At 71.6% G+C, this 14,201-nt stretch carries 12 protein-coding genes; 5 read left to right on the forward strand and 7 right to left on the reverse strand.

Annotated features, from left to right (window positions below; translation table 11 throughout):
- Positions 1-19: 19 nt before the first annotated feature.
- The 4 genes from V6S02_RS11855 to V6S02_RS11870 form a co-directional block, all read right to left on the reverse strand.
- The gene (locus tag V6S02_RS11855; protein ID WP_336401018.1) at positions 20-2,119 is read right to left on the reverse strand and encodes an APC family permease; all 2,100 of its coding nucleotides are present in this window, start codon (positions 2,117-2,119) and stop codon (positions 20-22) included.
- A gap of 68 nt (positions 2,120-2,187) precedes the next feature.
- Positions 2,188-3,429: an amidohydrolase gene (locus V6S02_RS11860; protein WP_336401019.1), complete on the reverse strand. Its 1,242-nt coding sequence runs from the start codon at positions 3,427-3,429 to the stop codon at positions 2,188-2,190.
- A 64-nt stretch (positions 3,430-3,493) separates the two neighbouring features.
- Positions 3,494-4,510, reverse strand: coding sequence for a LacI family DNA-binding transcriptional regulator (locus V6S02_RS11865; protein WP_336401020.1), 1,017 nt, complete (start codon positions 4,508-4,510; stop codon positions 3,494-3,496).
- 38 nt (positions 4,511-4,548) lie between these two features.
- Positions 4,549-6,231 (reverse strand): glycoside hydrolase family 13 protein, encoded by a 1,683-nt coding sequence (locus V6S02_RS11870; protein WP_336401021.1) that lies wholly within the window; start codon positions 6,229-6,231, stop codon positions 4,549-4,551.
- Positions 6,232-6,314: 83 nt separating this feature from the next.
- On the opposite strand from V6S02_RS11870, the gene V6S02_RS11875 reads away from it, so the two are divergent.
- The 3 genes from V6S02_RS11875 to V6S02_RS11885 all read left to right on the forward strand — a co-directional run bounded on the left by V6S02_RS11875 (position 6,315) and on the right by V6S02_RS11885 (position 8,115).
- Positions 6,315-6,848 (forward strand): adenine phosphoribosyltransferase, encoded by a 534-nt coding sequence (locus V6S02_RS11875; RefSeq protein WP_336401022.1) that lies wholly within the window; start codon positions 6,315-6,317, stop codon positions 6,846-6,848.
- Positions 6,849-6,915: 67 nt separating this feature from the next.
- Positions 6,916-7,716, forward strand: a complete 801-nt coding sequence (locus V6S02_RS11880) for a MerR family transcriptional regulator (protein ID WP_336401023.1) — start codon at positions 6,916-6,918, stop codon at positions 7,714-7,716.
- Positions 7,717-7,896: 180 nt separating this feature from the next.
- A complete protein-coding gene (locus V6S02_RS11885) occupies positions 7,897-8,115 on the forward strand; it encodes an SCO4848 family membrane protein (protein WP_336401024.1) in 219 nt (72 codons plus the stop codon).
- Between the two features lie 22 nt (positions 8,116-8,137).
- On the opposite strand, the gene hpxO is transcribed toward V6S02_RS11885, so the two are convergent.
- The 3 genes from hpxO to uraD are packed head-to-tail and all read right to left on the reverse strand — an operon-like array spanning position 8,138 to position 10,190.
- Positions 8,138-9,322: an FAD-dependent urate hydroxylase HpxO gene (gene hpxO / locus V6S02_RS11890; RefSeq protein ID WP_336401025.1), complete on the reverse strand. Its 1,185-nt coding sequence runs from the start codon at positions 9,320-9,322 to the stop codon at positions 8,138-8,140.
- Positions 9,323-9,334: 12 nt separating this feature from the next.
- Positions 9,335-9,670: a hydroxyisourate hydrolase gene (gene uraH, locus V6S02_RS11895; RefSeq protein ID WP_336401026.1), complete on the reverse strand. Its 336-nt coding sequence runs from the start codon at positions 9,668-9,670 to the stop codon at positions 9,335-9,337.
- A 4-nt stretch (positions 9,671-9,674) separates the two neighbouring features.
- A complete protein-coding gene (uraD, locus tag V6S02_RS11900; RefSeq protein WP_336401027.1) occupies positions 9,675-10,190 on the reverse strand; it encodes a 2-oxo-4-hydroxy-4-carboxy-5-ureidoimidazoline decarboxylase in 516 nt (171 codons plus the stop codon).
- A 171-nt stretch (positions 10,191-10,361) separates the two neighbouring features.
- Here uraD and allB point away from each other — a divergent pair, with 171 nt between their 5' ends.
- Positions 10,362-11,738 (forward strand): allantoinase AllB, encoded by a 1,377-nt coding sequence (gene allB, locus V6S02_RS11905; protein WP_336401028.1) that lies wholly within the window; start codon positions 10,362-10,364, stop codon positions 11,736-11,738.
- Positions 11,738-14,194, forward strand: a complete 2,457-nt coding sequence (locus V6S02_RS16970; RefSeq protein WP_442927927.1) for an amidase family protein — start codon at positions 11,738-11,740, stop codon at positions 14,192-14,194. Before allB ends, V6S02_RS16970 begins: the two co-directional genes overlap by 1 nt.
- The last annotated feature ends 7 nt before the right edge of the window (positions 14,195-14,201 follow it).

The following is a 14,201-nucleotide window of genomic DNA, read 5'->3' on the forward strand; positions in this document are numbered from 1 at the left end:
CGCCTCTCTCCTCTCTCCCTCACTCGTCGGGGCGGGCCTCCAGGCTCGAGCGTTCGGCGATCGGGGGCGCCTCGATGGCCGGGTCGAACGGCCGGCCGGCGCGGTCCTGGCCGGGAAGGGGGCGCGAGCGGCGCCCGTAGATGAGCTCGGACGAGTCGAGCAGCCAGGGCACGAGGGTGATCGTCACGCCGTGGATGAGCATCAGCTGCTGGGCGATGCGGCGCGCGCGGCGGTTGTGGAGGAAGGTCTCCCACCAGTGCCCGACGATGTACTGCGGCAGGTACACCGTCACCACGGCGGACCCGTGCTTCTGCCGGTACTGACGGATGAACTCCGCGACGGGCTGGGCGTAGTAGCGGTACGGCGACTCGAGGATCACGAGGGGCACCGGCATCCGCTGGTCCTGCCAGGCCTGCTGCAGGGCGTCGGCGTCTTCGTTCGTCACCGCCACGTGCAGGGCGATCGTCTTGTCGTGCTTGGCGGCGAGGGCGTAGTCGAGGGCCTTGGCGACCGGCTTCTGGAGCTTGCTGACGAGGATGAGGGCGATGTCGCCCGACGACCCGTATCGCACGGGCTCGTCGATGCGGATCTCGTGGTCGACGTCGCGGTAGTAGCGATTCACCCCGATCATGAGGACCGCGAGTACGGGGATGGCGAGGAAGACCAGCCACGCCCCGTAGATGAACTTCGTGGCCGTGACGATGATCAGCACGGCCACCGTCATCGCCGCTCCGGTCGAGTTGATCGCGAGACCGGTCAGCACCGAACGGCGCTCCGCAGCAGCCCGCGGATCGCGCCGCGCCTCGACGCGCGTGGTCTGGCGCAGCTCTCGTCGCCAGTGCCGCACCATGCCGATCTGACCGAGGGAGAACGACACGAAGACGCCGATGATGTACAGCTGGATGAGCGTCGTGAGGTTCGCCTGGTACACGATCAGGACCACGATGGCCGCGAGTCCGAGGATGATCATGCCGTTGGAGAACACCAGGCGGTCGCCTCGCGTGTTGAGCGCCTTCGGCGCGTAGCCGTCGCGGGCGAGCACCGAGCCGAGCAGCGGGAAGCCGTTGAACGCCGTATTGGCGGCGAGCAGCAGCACGCAGGCGGTCGCCGCCTGCACGATGAAGAACGGGATCGAGCCCATGCCGAAGGTGGCCGCGGCGATCTGGGCCATGAGGCTCGGCTGCGGAGTGGTCTCGCACGCGAAGCCGACGAGGTTGCACGGGTCTTCGGCGTAGTGGATGCCCGAGATGAGCCCCACCGCGGTGAGTCCCGAGAAGAGCACGATGGCCACCCCGCCCATCAGCACGAGCGTCCACTGGGCGTTCTTCACCTTCGGGCGACGGAAGGCCGGCACGCCGTTGGAGACGGCTTCGACACCGGTGAGGGCGGAGCATCCGCTCGAGAAGGCACGCAGAATGAGGAGGATCGTCGCGGCCTGCGTCAGCTCCTCGGCCTGGACAGCGTATTCGGCGCTCGAGGCGATCGGCGGATCGCCGAGTGCGGTGCGGATGAGGGCGACCACCACCATCACGCCGACCGAGCCGATGAAGACGTAGGTGGGGATCGCGAAGGCGAACGAGGCCTCGCGGACGCCGCGGAGGTTCACGAGAACGAGCAGGATGACGAATCCGACCGCGAACTCGATGCGGAAGGGTGCGAGCTCGGGGATCGCCGAGATGATGTTGTCGACGCCCGAGGCGATCGACACGGCCACGGTCAGCACGTAGTCGACGAGGAGCGCCGAGGCGACGACCACGCCCGGCACCTCGCCGAGGTTCGTGCGCGCCACCTCGTAGTCGCCGCCGCCCGAGGGGTAGGCCTTGATCAGCTGGCGGTAGCTCAGCACCACGACGACGAGCAGCACGACGACGGCGACCGCGACGCCGGGGCTGAAGGCGAGGAACGCCGTGCCCCCGATGAGCAGGATCATCAGAAGCTCCTGCGGCGCGTATGCCACCGAGCTCAGCGCATCGGAGGCGAAGACCGGCAGCGCGCGGCGCTTGGGCAGCAGCTGATCGTCGAGCTTCTCGGAGGTGAGGGGGTCTCCCAGCAGGAGACGTTTCGCGCGAGGGGATTCCTCCACCGGCTCGCGACCATCAGTCGTCACGGCCGATGACATTACGCCTGTCGCGGCGAGTGCGCATCATGGCGCGACGGAATCGCCGTGTTCGTCGGGACGCCGCCGGCTCAGCGCGCGGCGAGGAACTCCCGCGCTGCGGTGACGAGGTTCGCCACGCCGTTGTCGAGGGTGGGCTGCAGGAGCGGAGCGAAGAACGGCGAGTGGTTGGTGGGGATGTTGCGTTCGATGCTCCCGGATGCCGCGGCCTCGGCGTACACCTGAGGGTCGACGCCTCCCCAGAACCAGAACACCAGCGGCACTCCTGCTTCGCGGGCGAACCAGGAGACATCCTCGCTGCCGGTGAACATGCCGGGGTCGACGACCTTGTCGTCGCCGAAGGCGCGGGTGAACGCCGCGCTCAGGCGCGCCGTCGCCTCGTGGTCGTTGATCGTCGGCGGGAGGCTGTGGTCGACCTTGATGATCGGCTCTTCCTCGGCACCCGAGGCCTGCGCCTCGGCCCGGACGATGCGCTCGACCTTCTCGAGCACGCGGGCGCGGGCCTCGTCGTCGGGGTAGCGGAGGCTGAGCTCGAGCACGGCCTCGGCGGGGATGATGTTGTTCTTCAGGCCGGCGTGGATCGACCCGACGGTGACCACGGCGACATCGCGCGGGTCGGTCTCGCGTGAGACGACGGTCTGCAGACGCATCACGGTGGCCGCGGCCATCACGACGGGGTCGATCGTGGCCTGCGGCCGCGACCCGTGACCGCCTCGCCCGAGGAGCGTGACGCGCAGTCCGTCGGATGCTGCCATCTGCGTGCCCGGCCGCACGCCGATCGTGCCTGCCGGAAGGGGGGTGACGTGCTGGCCGAGCACGATATCGGGGCGGGGGAAGCGGTCGAGCACGCCGTCGGCGATCATCGCCTGCGACCCGGCGCCGTACTCCTCGGCGGGCTGGAAGACCGCCACCACAGTGCCCCGCCACTCGTCGGTCGTCGCGACCAGGCGCTCGAGCGCACCGAGGAGAGCGGTGACGTGCATGTCGTGGCCGCACGCGTGCATGACCGGCACGTCGAGGCCCTGCGGGTCGACGCCCCGCGCGGTGCTCGCGTACGCGAGGCCCGTGCGCTCCTCGACGGGGAGGCCGTCCATGTCGGCGCGCAGCCACACGACCGGGCCGCGCTCGCCGTCTGCGGCGTTGTCGTCGTTGCGGATCACCGCGGCGAGGCCGGTGCGGCCGATGCCCTCTTCGAACTCGATCCCGAGCTCCGTCAGACGCTGCGCGATGACCCCGGCGGTGCGGGTCTCTTGGAACGACAGCTCGGGATGACGGTGGAGGTCGGTGTAGATCGCGTCGAGGTCGAGGGCCATACCGCCGAGCCTAACCTGCGCACACCCTGCGGCTCCGGGCCGACCGGTCTGCCGTGCGCGGTGGTCAGCCCGCCGCGCGGGCGGTGGAGCCGCGCACGACCAGCTCGTACGGCAGGCGCCGCGACGGGCGCTCCTCGACGGGCGCGACCGCATCGATCTCGGCGAGGATCGCGTCGGCCGCCCGCTCGCCCTGACCGAGCGGGAACTGGTCGACGGTGGAGAGCCGGAAGAACTCGCCGAGCTCGTGCCCGTCGATGCCGATGATCGAGAGGTCCTCCGGCACCCGGTAGCCGAGCTCTCGCGCGGCGAGCAGCGCACCGATCGCCATCTCGTCGGAGGCGGCGAAGATCGCTGTCGGGCGCTCGCCGGGGCGCCCGAGCAGCTGCTTGGCGGCGCGGAAGCCGCCCTCGATCGTGAAGTCGGCGGGCTCGTACAGGGCCGGCCGCGCGGGGAACCCGGCGTCGGCCAGCGCCTGCTCGAAGCCCTGCCGCCGCTGGGTCGGCACGTGGAAGTCGACGTCGAACTCGGGGCTCGCGCCGATATGGGCGATGTCGCGATGGCCGAGCGCGAGGAGGTGCTCGGTGGCGAGCCGGGCCACGGCGACGTCATCCATCGTCAGGGTGTCCAGCCGCGGGCTCGGCCCACCGATCGCGATGACCGGCAGGTCGAGCTGGCGCAGCCGCTCGAACTCGTCCTCGCTGAGCTCGAGCGAGATCGCGATCACCCCGTCCACCCGCTGGCGGCGCAGGAACGTCTCGAAGATCGCGTGCCGTTCGGCGGCGTCGTGGGTGAGGCTGTACAGCGTGATGTCGTATCCACGGCGCATGAGCGAGGTCGAGATGCCGCTCAGCACCGTGCTGAAGAACCAGCGGTCGAGGAACGGCACGAGCACCCCGATGTTGCGTCGGCGGCCCGAGGCCAGGCTCGATGCCGACGCCGACACGACGTAGCCGAGGCTCTTCGCGGCATCCTCGACCCTCGTCTTCGCCGTCGCCGAGACATGGCCGCGGCCGCTCAGCGCGCGGGAGACCGTGGCGGTGGACACGCCGGCCAGGCGTGCCACCTCATCGATGCTGACCACGTCGCCCCCTCGCTCGTCGTCCCGCGCGCCGGCGCTGCTCAGGCCTCGGTGAGCCAGACCGCCGTGTCGACCGGCAGCGTGCGACCGTCGACCGGGCCGCTCGCGACCAGGACGTCACCCGCCGGCAGCTCCACCGGGGCGGCGCCGAGGTTGGCGATGACCCGCACCGAGCCGTTGCGGAACGCCACCACGTCGTCGCCGAACCCGTCGATCCACTCCAGGGCGCCGGCACCCAGCTGGTGGGTGCGGCGCTCGGCGAGAAGGCTCCGGTACAGCGACAGCGTCGAGGAGCCGTCGGCGCGCTGGACGTCACGGGCCACGCCCGCCCAGTCGGTCGGCTGCGGCAGCCACGCCTCGCCGGTCGTGCTGAAGCCGAACGCGGGCGCGTCGCTCTGCCACGGCAGCGGCACGCGGCAGCCGTCGCGGCCGTAGCGCTCGCCGCCGGTGCGGAACCAGGTGGGGTCCTGGCGGGCGTCATCGGGCAGGTCGACGACCTCGGGGAGGCCGAGCTCCTCGCCCTGGAAGAGGTACGACGAACCGGGGAGGGCCAGCATGACGGTCGTCGCGGCACGGGCGCGGCGCAGTCCGACATCCGGAATCGGCTTGCCGGGGGAGTCGGGACCGATGCCGTGCCCCTGCGGGTTCTCGGCCGTCAGCGCGAGGCGCGACGCGTGACGCACGACGTCGTGGTTGGAGAGCACCCAGGTGCTCGGCGCACCGACGCCCGGGAAGGCGCGAAGCGACTCGGTGATGACCTCGCGCAGCTCTGCGGCGTTCCACGGCGTCGACAGGTACGGGAAGTTGAAAGCCTGGTGCATCTCGTCTTCGCGCACCCAGAGCGCCGTCTTGTCGGCGGTGGGCAGCCACGCCTCGGCGGCGAGGACGCGGTCGCCCTCGTACTCCGCCAGCAGGGCGTTCCAGTCGCGGTAGACGTCGTGCACGCCCTCCTGACCCCAGTAGGGCACGTCCACCTCGCCGCCGCCCATCGAGTCGGCGGTGGACGGCGGGGTGTAGTCGGGAAGGCCCTCCGCCTTGACCAGGCCGTGCGCGACGTCGACGCGGAAGCCGTCGACACCACGGTCGAGCCAGAAGCGGAGGATGCGACGGAACTCTTCGCGCACCTCTTCGTTGGTCCAGTCGAAGTCGGGCTGCGAGGTGTCGAACAGGTGCAGGTACCACTGTCCGGGGGTGCCGTCGGCCTCGGTCACGCGGGTCCAGGCCGGACCGCCGAAGACCGACTCCCAGTTGTTCGGGGGCACGTCGCCGTCGATGCCACGGCCCTCGCGGAAGATGTAGCGGGCACGCTCGGGGCTGCCGGGCGCGGCGGCGAGAGCCTGCTGGAACCACTCGTGCTGATCGGAGGAGTGGTTGGGAACGAGGTCGACGATGACCCGGATGCCGCGGGCGTGCGCCCCCTCGAGCATGTCGTCGAAGTCGGCGAGCGTGCCGAAGAGCGGGTCGACGTCGCAGTAGTCGGCGACGTCGTACCCGGCGTCCTTCTGGGGGCTGCGCATGAAGGGCGACAGCCAGATCGCGTCGACGCCGAGCTCGGCGAGATCGTCGAGGTGGGCGGTGACGCCGGGAAGGTCGCCGATGCCGTCACCGGAGGTGTCGGCGAACGAACGCGGGTAGATCTGGTAGATGACGGCGGTGCGCCACCACTCGGAACCGGGGGTGGAGGAGCGGTCTGCGGGGGATGTGACCGTTTCGGGCGAAGTCATGCGCTCACAATACTGCAAGCGCTTACATTTTCCTGAGTATGTTGCGCGCGCGACTGTGTTTCGCGCGAGACTAAGGTGGCGGGGTGACCGCCTCCGGCCCCCTCGCCCGCGCCGAATCGTTGATCACCGTCATCCCCGACTACCCGTCGCCGGGCATCCAGTTCCGCGACATCACCCCGCTCCTCGCAGACGCCGCCGCGCTCCGCGCGGTGACCGAGGCGCTCATCGCCCCCTTCGCGGGCAGCTTCGACGTGGTCGCCGGCGTCGAGGCGCGCGGGTTCCTCCTCGCCGCCGCCGCGGCGATCGCCGCTGACACCGGCGTCGTCCCGGTGCGCAAGGCCGGAAAGCTCCCGCGGCCGGCGGCGGCGGTCGACTACGCGCTCGAATACGGCCAGGCCACGATCGAGGTGCACGACGACCTGCCTCGCGGCGCGCGCGTTCTGCTCGTCGACGACGTGCTGGCCACCGGCGGCACCCTCGCCGCGGCGCACGAGCTGTTCGCCGCGGTCGGGGCCGAGGTCACCGGCACCGCGGTGCTGCTCGAGCTCGAGGCGCTGGGCGGCCGCGCGGTGCTCAGCCGTGTCGAACCCGACATCCACACCGTCTTCCGCGCCTGACGGCACGAATCCTGACCCTGGCGCTTGACCCTGACACGGTGTCAGGCTCTGTCGTGGAATCACCATGTTGAGTATCGGAGAATTCGCCCGGCTGGCCGGAGTGTCGGTCCGGATGCTGCGTCACTACGACCACCTCGGTCTGCTCGTCCCCGAGCGCGTCGACCCCTGGAGCGGCTACCGCTCGTACGGGGCCGCACAGCTCGAGCGCGCCAACCGCATCGTCGCCCTGAAGGACCTGGGGTTCACCCTGGATCAGGTCGGACGGATGCTGGACGGCGGCCTATCGCAGGAGGACATCGCGCTCCTCCTCAGCGAGCGGCGCAAGGAGCTGCGGTCGCAGATCGCCGCAGACCGGCATCGGCTCGCGGCGGTCGAGGCGCGTCTCCGCGTCATCCAGAAGGAGATTCCCATGACGGAATACATCGAAACCGCCCTGCCCGAACTGCACGTGGTGCAGCAGACCGCGCGCATCGAGGAGATGTCGCAGATCGAGGCCGAGATCGGCTACATGTTCACGCGCGTGAACGAGGCCATCGCTGCGGCGGGCGCGGCGCACACCGGACCCGGGGTGGCGATCTACACGACCGACGGCGACGGCATGATCGCCGCTGCGGCGGAGCAGATCGGCGATGCCGCGACCCCGCCGGGGCTCGAGCGGGCGACCGTGCCCGCGGCATCCCGCGCCCTTACCGGGCGGTACGAGGCCGACGACCTGTTGGGGATCCAGCGCGCGTGGCAGGACCTCGTCGCCGAGGGCGAGCGCCGGGGGCTGTCGGTCGCGGGACCGGCCCGCGAGGTGTACCTCGAAACGCCGATGGATCCGGGCGGCACCCGCTGGGTCGTCGACCTGCAGCAGCCGGTCGCCTGACCCTGGGCGCGCCGCACCCGCAACGCCGAGCCCCACCATCCCCGCCGAGACCCACCATCCCCGCCGAGACCCACCGCGCCACGGCGGGTCTCGGCGGCGGAGGTGGGTCTCGGCGACAGGGTCGGCGCGGAGACGGACCCGGCGGATCTGCTCGGCGCTTCGGGGTCGTACGATCGAGCGGTGCTGGTGCTTGCTGCGATCGCCCTCTTCGTCAACGCGCTCTTCAACGCCGTCGTGTGGCCGAGGTTCTACCCGCGCATCGCGAACGACCCCCGCGCCCGCGGCACCGACGGGCGCCGCACGGCGTTCTACCGCGTGCACGTCGTGCTGATCACGCTCGCCCTGGTGCTGGCGGCCGTGAGTGTCGCGACGGGCATCGCCCTGCTCGTCACCGCCTGACCAGCAGGTCCGACCCGAGCAGCTACAGCAGCCCCACCCCGAGGTTGATGGGGCTTCCCTCGATGTTTCCGATGATCCCCCGGATGATCGCGGTGCCGTCGGTGCCGCGCAGGCTCTCGTACCAGGCGGCGGTGATCGACGGGTCGTAGCCGTGGGTCTCTTCCCCGCGCTTGCGCGCCCGCAGCACGAGCTCTCCCGCACGCTCGGTGCGCATCTTCTCGTAGCGGCGGAGCGAGTCCTCGACCCCCACGGTGTGCGTGGTGAGGCTGATCGCCAGCGCGAAGCTGTCTTCGAGCGCCGAGCACGCGCCCTGCCCGATGTCGGGCGCGGTGTTGTGGGCGGCGTCGCCGAGGATCGCCACGCGCCCGCGCGTCCACGTGTGCAGCGGGTCGATGTCCCAGATCTCCACCCGGTTCAAAGACTCCGCAGGACGGATGCCGCTGATCAGCCGCCGCACCTCGGGCGACCAGTGCCCGAAGGCGGCCTCGAGAGGCGCGACGCCATCCTCCCGCTCGTACGGGAGCCCCGCCGGCTGCGGGATGTCGAACCAGAAGTAGAACCGGTCGTCGGCGACGGGCATCACCGCGGCGCGCTTGCCCTCGGCGACCCAGGTCGTCCACTGATCGAGCGGCGCGATCGCGGGAGAAGCCGCCACCAGCCCGTTGAAGTTCGTGTAGCCGGAGTACTGCCGCTCGACGCGGAAGCCGCCCTCATCGGCCCGGGTGATCCAGTCGCGGGTGAGCGAGCGCGCCCCGTCGGCGCCGATGAGCAGGTCGGCGGTGTCGGTGGAACCGTCGGCGAAGACGGCGATCACCTTCTCGCCCTCCTCACGGATCCCGACGAGCTCGTGTCCGAGGTGGATCCGGTCGAGCCCGAAGGTGTCCATGAGCAGCGCCTGCAGCTCGGCGCGTGAGACCGGGTAGGGCCGCTGTCCGGTGTGCGCGGTCACCGGTGCGAGGCTGAAGCGGCACAGCTGATCGCCGGTGTGGCCGTCGTGGTAGGCCATGTGATCCATCCGGCCGCCGAGGCGCGCGACCTCCTCGCCGAGGCCCAGCCAGTTGAGCACCTTCACGCCGTTCGACCACAGCGAGAGGGCGGCGCCGACCGGTCGGTTCTGTCGCATCCGGTCGTAGATCACCACGTCGTGCCCGTGCCGGGCGAGCGCGATCCCCGCGCTCGTGCCTCCGATACCGGCTCCGATGATCACGACCTTCACGTTTCAGCTCCCGCGGTAGGTGGAATAGGAGAAGGGGCTCAGCAGCAGCGGCACGTGCAGGTGCGTGTCGTCGGTGACGCGGAAGGTGACCGTCACCGACGGGTAGAAGGTGTCGACGCCGAGACCGGCGTAGTACGCCCCGGTGGCGAAGCTCAGCACGTGCGTGCCGTGGTCGAGGAACTCGGGCCCGAGGCTGAGGCGCCCGTCGAGGTCGGTCTCGCCCGACGCGATCTGCACGATGCGCGGCTCGTCGCCCATCTTCGACAGGACGACGGCGACCCCGCTCGCGGGGAGCCCGGTGGAGGCATCGAGGACGTGGGTGGTGAGCTGGCTGGTCATGGCATCATCCTGACGCCACCCGCTCGGCCGACACGGTCTCGCGCAGCCGCAGCAGAGCGATCTCGGCCAGCTGGCCCGCCGCCTCGGCGACCTCCGACTCGGGGGTGTTCGCCAGACGCCGCTCGAGCTCGGCGAGCATCTCCTCGGCCGAGCGCCCGCGGGCCCGGATGAGGAACACGCGCCCGAACCGGGCCTCGTACCGGGTGTTGCCGGCCGCGATCCGCTGGGCGACGTCGAAGGCGGCATCCGTCATCGCGGCCTGCTCCCGACGCGACGCGGTCGCGGAAGGGTCGTCGCCCTCGCGGCGCTCGCCGATCCGGGGATGCTGCGCCAGCGCCTGGTCGAGATCGGCGGCGTCCCAGGTCGCGGCCTCGGCCGCTGCCGTCTCTTCCAACGCCTCGCGCGTGGGGTATGGGCGCCCCGCGAGCACCGCAGTCACCCACCGCGGGATCGCCGCCCACAGGCTCACCAGATCGCGCGCTTCGCCCTCGTCGAGGGCGTTGAAGTCGCCGATGCGCATGACGGTCCTCCCGCGGGGGTGCTGCTGGAGGCTCACGCTACGAAGCGCGCCGACACGTTTCGGTTTCCCTCGTGTAAACATCGCGTTGCCGCGCCGCCGTTCACACCGACGAAACGCGACGGGGGGAGGATGAGGCATCCGCCGCGCGGCGGACCCGACGAAGGAGCGCCGATGGCCGACCCCCGAAGCCCCGGCAGCGGTGTCATCCGCGCCGCGCGCGCGTGGGTGGATGGCCGCTTCCGCCCCGCCGACGTCGAGTACGTCGACGGCGTCATCACCCGTGTCGCGGAGCCATCGGGTAGCGCCCGCGGGGCGCAGATCGTCCCGGATGACGCGGTGCTGCTGCCGGGCCTCGTCGATTCCCATGTGCATGTGAACGAACCCGGTCGCACCGAGTGGGAGGGATTCCGCTCGGCGACCCTCGCCGCCGCGGCCGGCGGGGTGACGTCGATCGTCGACATGCCCCTGAACTCGCTCCCGCCCACGACCACGGCGGCCGCGCTCGCCGTGAAGCGGGCCGCAGCCGCCCCGTCGGCCTACATCGACGTCGGGTTCTGGGGTGGCGCGGTGCCCGAGAACCTCGGTGCCCTCGAGCCGCTGCACGACGAGGGCGTGTACGGGTTCAAGTGCTTCCTCTCTCCCTCGGGCGTCCCCGAGTTCGGTCACCTCGACCGTGCCCAGCTCGCGGCGGCGATGGACGAGATCGCCGCACTCGGCTCGCGGCTCATCGTCCACGCCGAAGACCCGGCCCATCTTCACGCCGACGGCGCGCTCGGCCGCGACTACGCCGCGTTCCTCGCCTCGCGGCCCGCCGCGAGCGAGGCGTCGGCGATCGACGCCGTCATCGCCGAGGCCCGGCGCTCGGGAGCGCGCGCCCACATCTTGCACCTGAGCGACGCCGGCTCGCTCTCGGCGATCGGGCGAGCCAAGGCCGAGGGCGTCGCCCTCACGGTCGAGACCTGCCCGCACTACCTCACGATCGCGGCGGAGGAGATCCCGCCCGGGTCTCCCGAGTTCAAGTGCTGTCCGCCGATCCGGGATGCCGCGAATCGCGACCGGCTGTGGGAGGGGATCGTCGACGGCACGGTCGACGCCATCGTCAGCGACCACTCGCCCTCCACGCTCGACCTCAAGCGCACCGGTGGCGGCGACTTCGGCCTCGCGTGGGGCGGGATCTCGGGTCTGCAGGTCGGGCTCTCGGCGGTGTGGACAGAGGCGCGCCGGCGCGGCATCCCGTTGGAGACCCTCCTGCCGCTCTTCACGACGGGGCCCGCGCGCGTCGCCGGCCTCTCGGCCGGGGTCATCGAGCCGGGCGCCCCGGCGCACCTGACCGTCTTCGGCGCCGACGACCCGTATCCGATCAGAGCCGCAGAGCTGCTGCACAAGAACCCCATCACGGCGTACGAGAACCGTGTGCTGCGCGGCCGCATCCGACGGACATGGCTGCACGGCCGGTCGGTGTTCGACGTCACCGAGGGAGGGCCGGGCGAGGCGCCGCAGTTCCGTGGGGCGCCCGGCGGTCGCCTCCTGTCGCGGGAGGTCGCCTGATGGTGTGGGATGAGCGCGTGCGGTGGGATGAAGACATGCTCGCGGTGACCGAGATCCTGCAGCCGGGCGTCGGCGCGATCCCCGGTGACCACTACCTGCGCGCGACGCCCGAGACGGTGCTGTGGGGGCGCCTCCCGTGCGAAACGGATGCCCCGGTGCTGCGCATCCGCTCGGGGGAGTCGGTGACGATCGACACCGTCAGTCACGAGGGCATCCTCGAAGATCACGGCAAGGACCCGCTGGGGTACTTCACCGACCAGGGCGTCGCGCCCGAGGCCGTGCTCGACGACGCGATCGCGATCGCCGCGCAGCTCTCACGCGACCCCGCGACCGACGGTCCTCACGTGGTGACCGGACCGGTCTTCGTCGAGGGCGCGAGCCCCGGTGACGTGCTGCGCATCACCGTGGAGAAGCTCGCGCCGCGCGTGCCGTATGGCGTGATCTCCAACCGCCACGGCAAGGGAGCGCTCATCGGCGAGCTCCCCCGCGGGGACGGGCACGTCAGCGTGTTCACGCCTGTCGAGAAGCGCGCGGGCCGGCTGGTGGGTCTGCTGCCGATCGTCGACGGCGGCGACCGGGTGGTGTCGTTCCCCCTCGCGCCGTTCCTCGGCACGATGGGGGTCGCCGTCACCGGACCCGAGCGCCCCCACTCGGTGCCGCCCGGATCGCACGGCGGCAACATCGACATCAACCTCCTCGTCGAGGGGACGGCGCTGTACCTCCCCGTCCAGGTCGAGGGCGCGCTCGCCTACGTCGGCGATCCGCACTTCGCGCAGGGCGATGGCGAGGTCGCGCTGACGGCGCTCGAGGCGTCGCTGCGCGCGACGCTCCGCTTCGACGTGATCCCGCGCGCGCAGGCGCTGGTCGAGTTCGGTGAGCTGGGCGGCCCTCTCGTGCGCACGCCCGACTACCTTGTGCCGACGGGGCTCGACCCCGACCTGAACGAGGCGATGCGTCGCTGCGTGCGCGCGGCGCTGACCCTCATCGAGGCGCGGTACGGCATGACCGAGCACCTCGCCTACGCGTACCTCAGCGCTGCGACCGACTTCGACATCTCGCAGGTGGTCGACATCGTCTGCGGCGTGCACGCTCGCATCCGGGTGTCGGATTTCGAGGGACGGATGGATGCCGCCGGCCCGGCGATGCACGAGACGGGTACCGCCCCCGCGGCCGGGGACGACCCCGGATCGGATACCGCCCCCGCGGCCGGGGACGGCCCCGGATCCCATACCGCCCCCTTCGACCGCACCGTGTGGCGCACCGTCGGCGATCCGCTGTGGCAGGGCGCGTGGGAGGGACCGCTCGTGGGGCTCACCGTCGCGGTGAAAGACCTCTTCGCCATCGCGGGGTACCGGATCGGTGCGGGCAACCCCGCCTTCCTCGACGAGGCCCGGCCCGAGAAGACCACCGCGCCCGCGGTCGCTGACCTCCTCCGCGGCGGAGCGTCGCTCCGCGGCATCGCGCGCACCGACGAGTTCGCCTACAGCATCGCCGGCGACAACGCCCACTACGGCACCCCGCCGAACCCCGCCGCTCCCGGTGGACTGCCCGGCGGCTCATCGAGCGGACCCGCCGCCGCCGTCGCCCTCGGCCACGCCGACGTGGGCCTCGCCACCGACACCGCCGGGTCGATCCGGGTACCCGCGTCGTATCAGGGCCTGTGGGGCCTCCGCACCACGCACGGCTTCGTCCCGCGGCAGGGTCTCCTGCCCCTCGCGCAGTCGTTCGACACGGTCGGGTGGCTCGCGCGCGACGGAGACACCCTGCAGCGGGTGGCCGACTGGTGCCTGAGCTACGACTCGTCGGAGTCGACCGAGAACGTCTTCGGCGCCTCCGACGACGACCTGCCGTGGCGCTTCGTCGTGCCGTCCGAGGTGCTCGCGGCCGCCGATCCCGAGACCCGTGCGGCCTTCGAGGAGCTGCTCGCGCGGCTCGCGCGAACGGATGCCGCGGACGTCGAGACCGTCTCGATCGGCGACCTCGACGACTACCTCGTCCCCTTCCGCACCGTGCAGGGCGCCGAGGCGTGGCGCAATCACGGCGAGTGGGTCGAGAGGCATCCGGGCGCGCTCGGGCCGGCTGTCGCGGAGCGCTTCCGCGTAGCATCCGGAATCGCCCCCGCCGAGGAGGATGACGCCCGCCGCGCCCTCGCCCCCCTCGCCGCGCGCCTGCAGGCGCTCGCCGCTGAGGCGGTGCTGCTCATGCCGACGGTGCCCGGGCCCGCGCCGCGGCGCACCGCTGCCGGGGTCGACATCGACGCGGCGCGCACCGCGACCCTGCGCATGACGGCGCCCGCCGCTGTGGCGGGCCTGCCGTCGCTGTCGGCGCCGCTTCTCCGGGTGGCCGCCGTGGGAGGAGCGCCGGCGCCCGTCGGCGTGTGCGTCACCTCTCGCACCGGCACCGACGTCGCCCTCGTCCGTCTCGCCCGCCGCCTCGCTGAGGCGGTTCAGGAATGACCAACCC

Source organism: Microbacterium sp. CCNWLW134, assembly GCF_037083565.1.
Lineage (GTDB): Bacteria > Actinomycetota > Actinomycetes > Actinomycetales > Microbacteriaceae > Microbacterium.

What these genes read in the sequence shown, in the direction of transcription:
- V6S02_RS11855 (WP_336401018.1), bottom strand. Translation starts at nt 2,119, where the DNA reads ATGTCATCGGCCGTGACGACTGATGGTCGCGAGCCGGTGGAGGAATCC.
- V6S02_RS11860 (WP_336401019.1), bottom strand. Translation starts at nt 3,429, where the DNA reads ATGGCCCTCGACCTCGACGCGATCTACACCGACCTCCACCGTCATCCC.
- V6S02_RS11870 (WP_336401021.1), bottom strand. Translation starts at nt 6,231, where the DNA reads ATGACTTCGCCCGAAACGGTCACATCCCCCGCAGACCGCTCCTCCACC.
- uraH (WP_336401026.1), bottom strand. Translation starts at nt 9,670, where the DNA reads ATGACCAGCCAGCTCACCACCCACGTCCTCGATGCCTCCACCGGGCTC.
- uraD (WP_336401027.1), bottom strand. Translation starts at nt 10,190, where the DNA reads ATGCGCATCGGCGACTTCAACGCCCTCGACGAGGGCGAAGCGCGCGAT.
- allB (WP_336401028.1), top strand. Translation starts at nt 10,362, where the DNA reads ATGGCCGACCCCCGAAGCCCCGGCAGCGGTGTCATCCGCGCCGCGCGC.
- V6S02_RS16970 (WP_442927927.1), top strand. Translation starts at nt 11,738, where the DNA reads ATGGTGTGGGATGAGCGCGTGCGGTGGGATGAAGACATGCTCGCGGTG.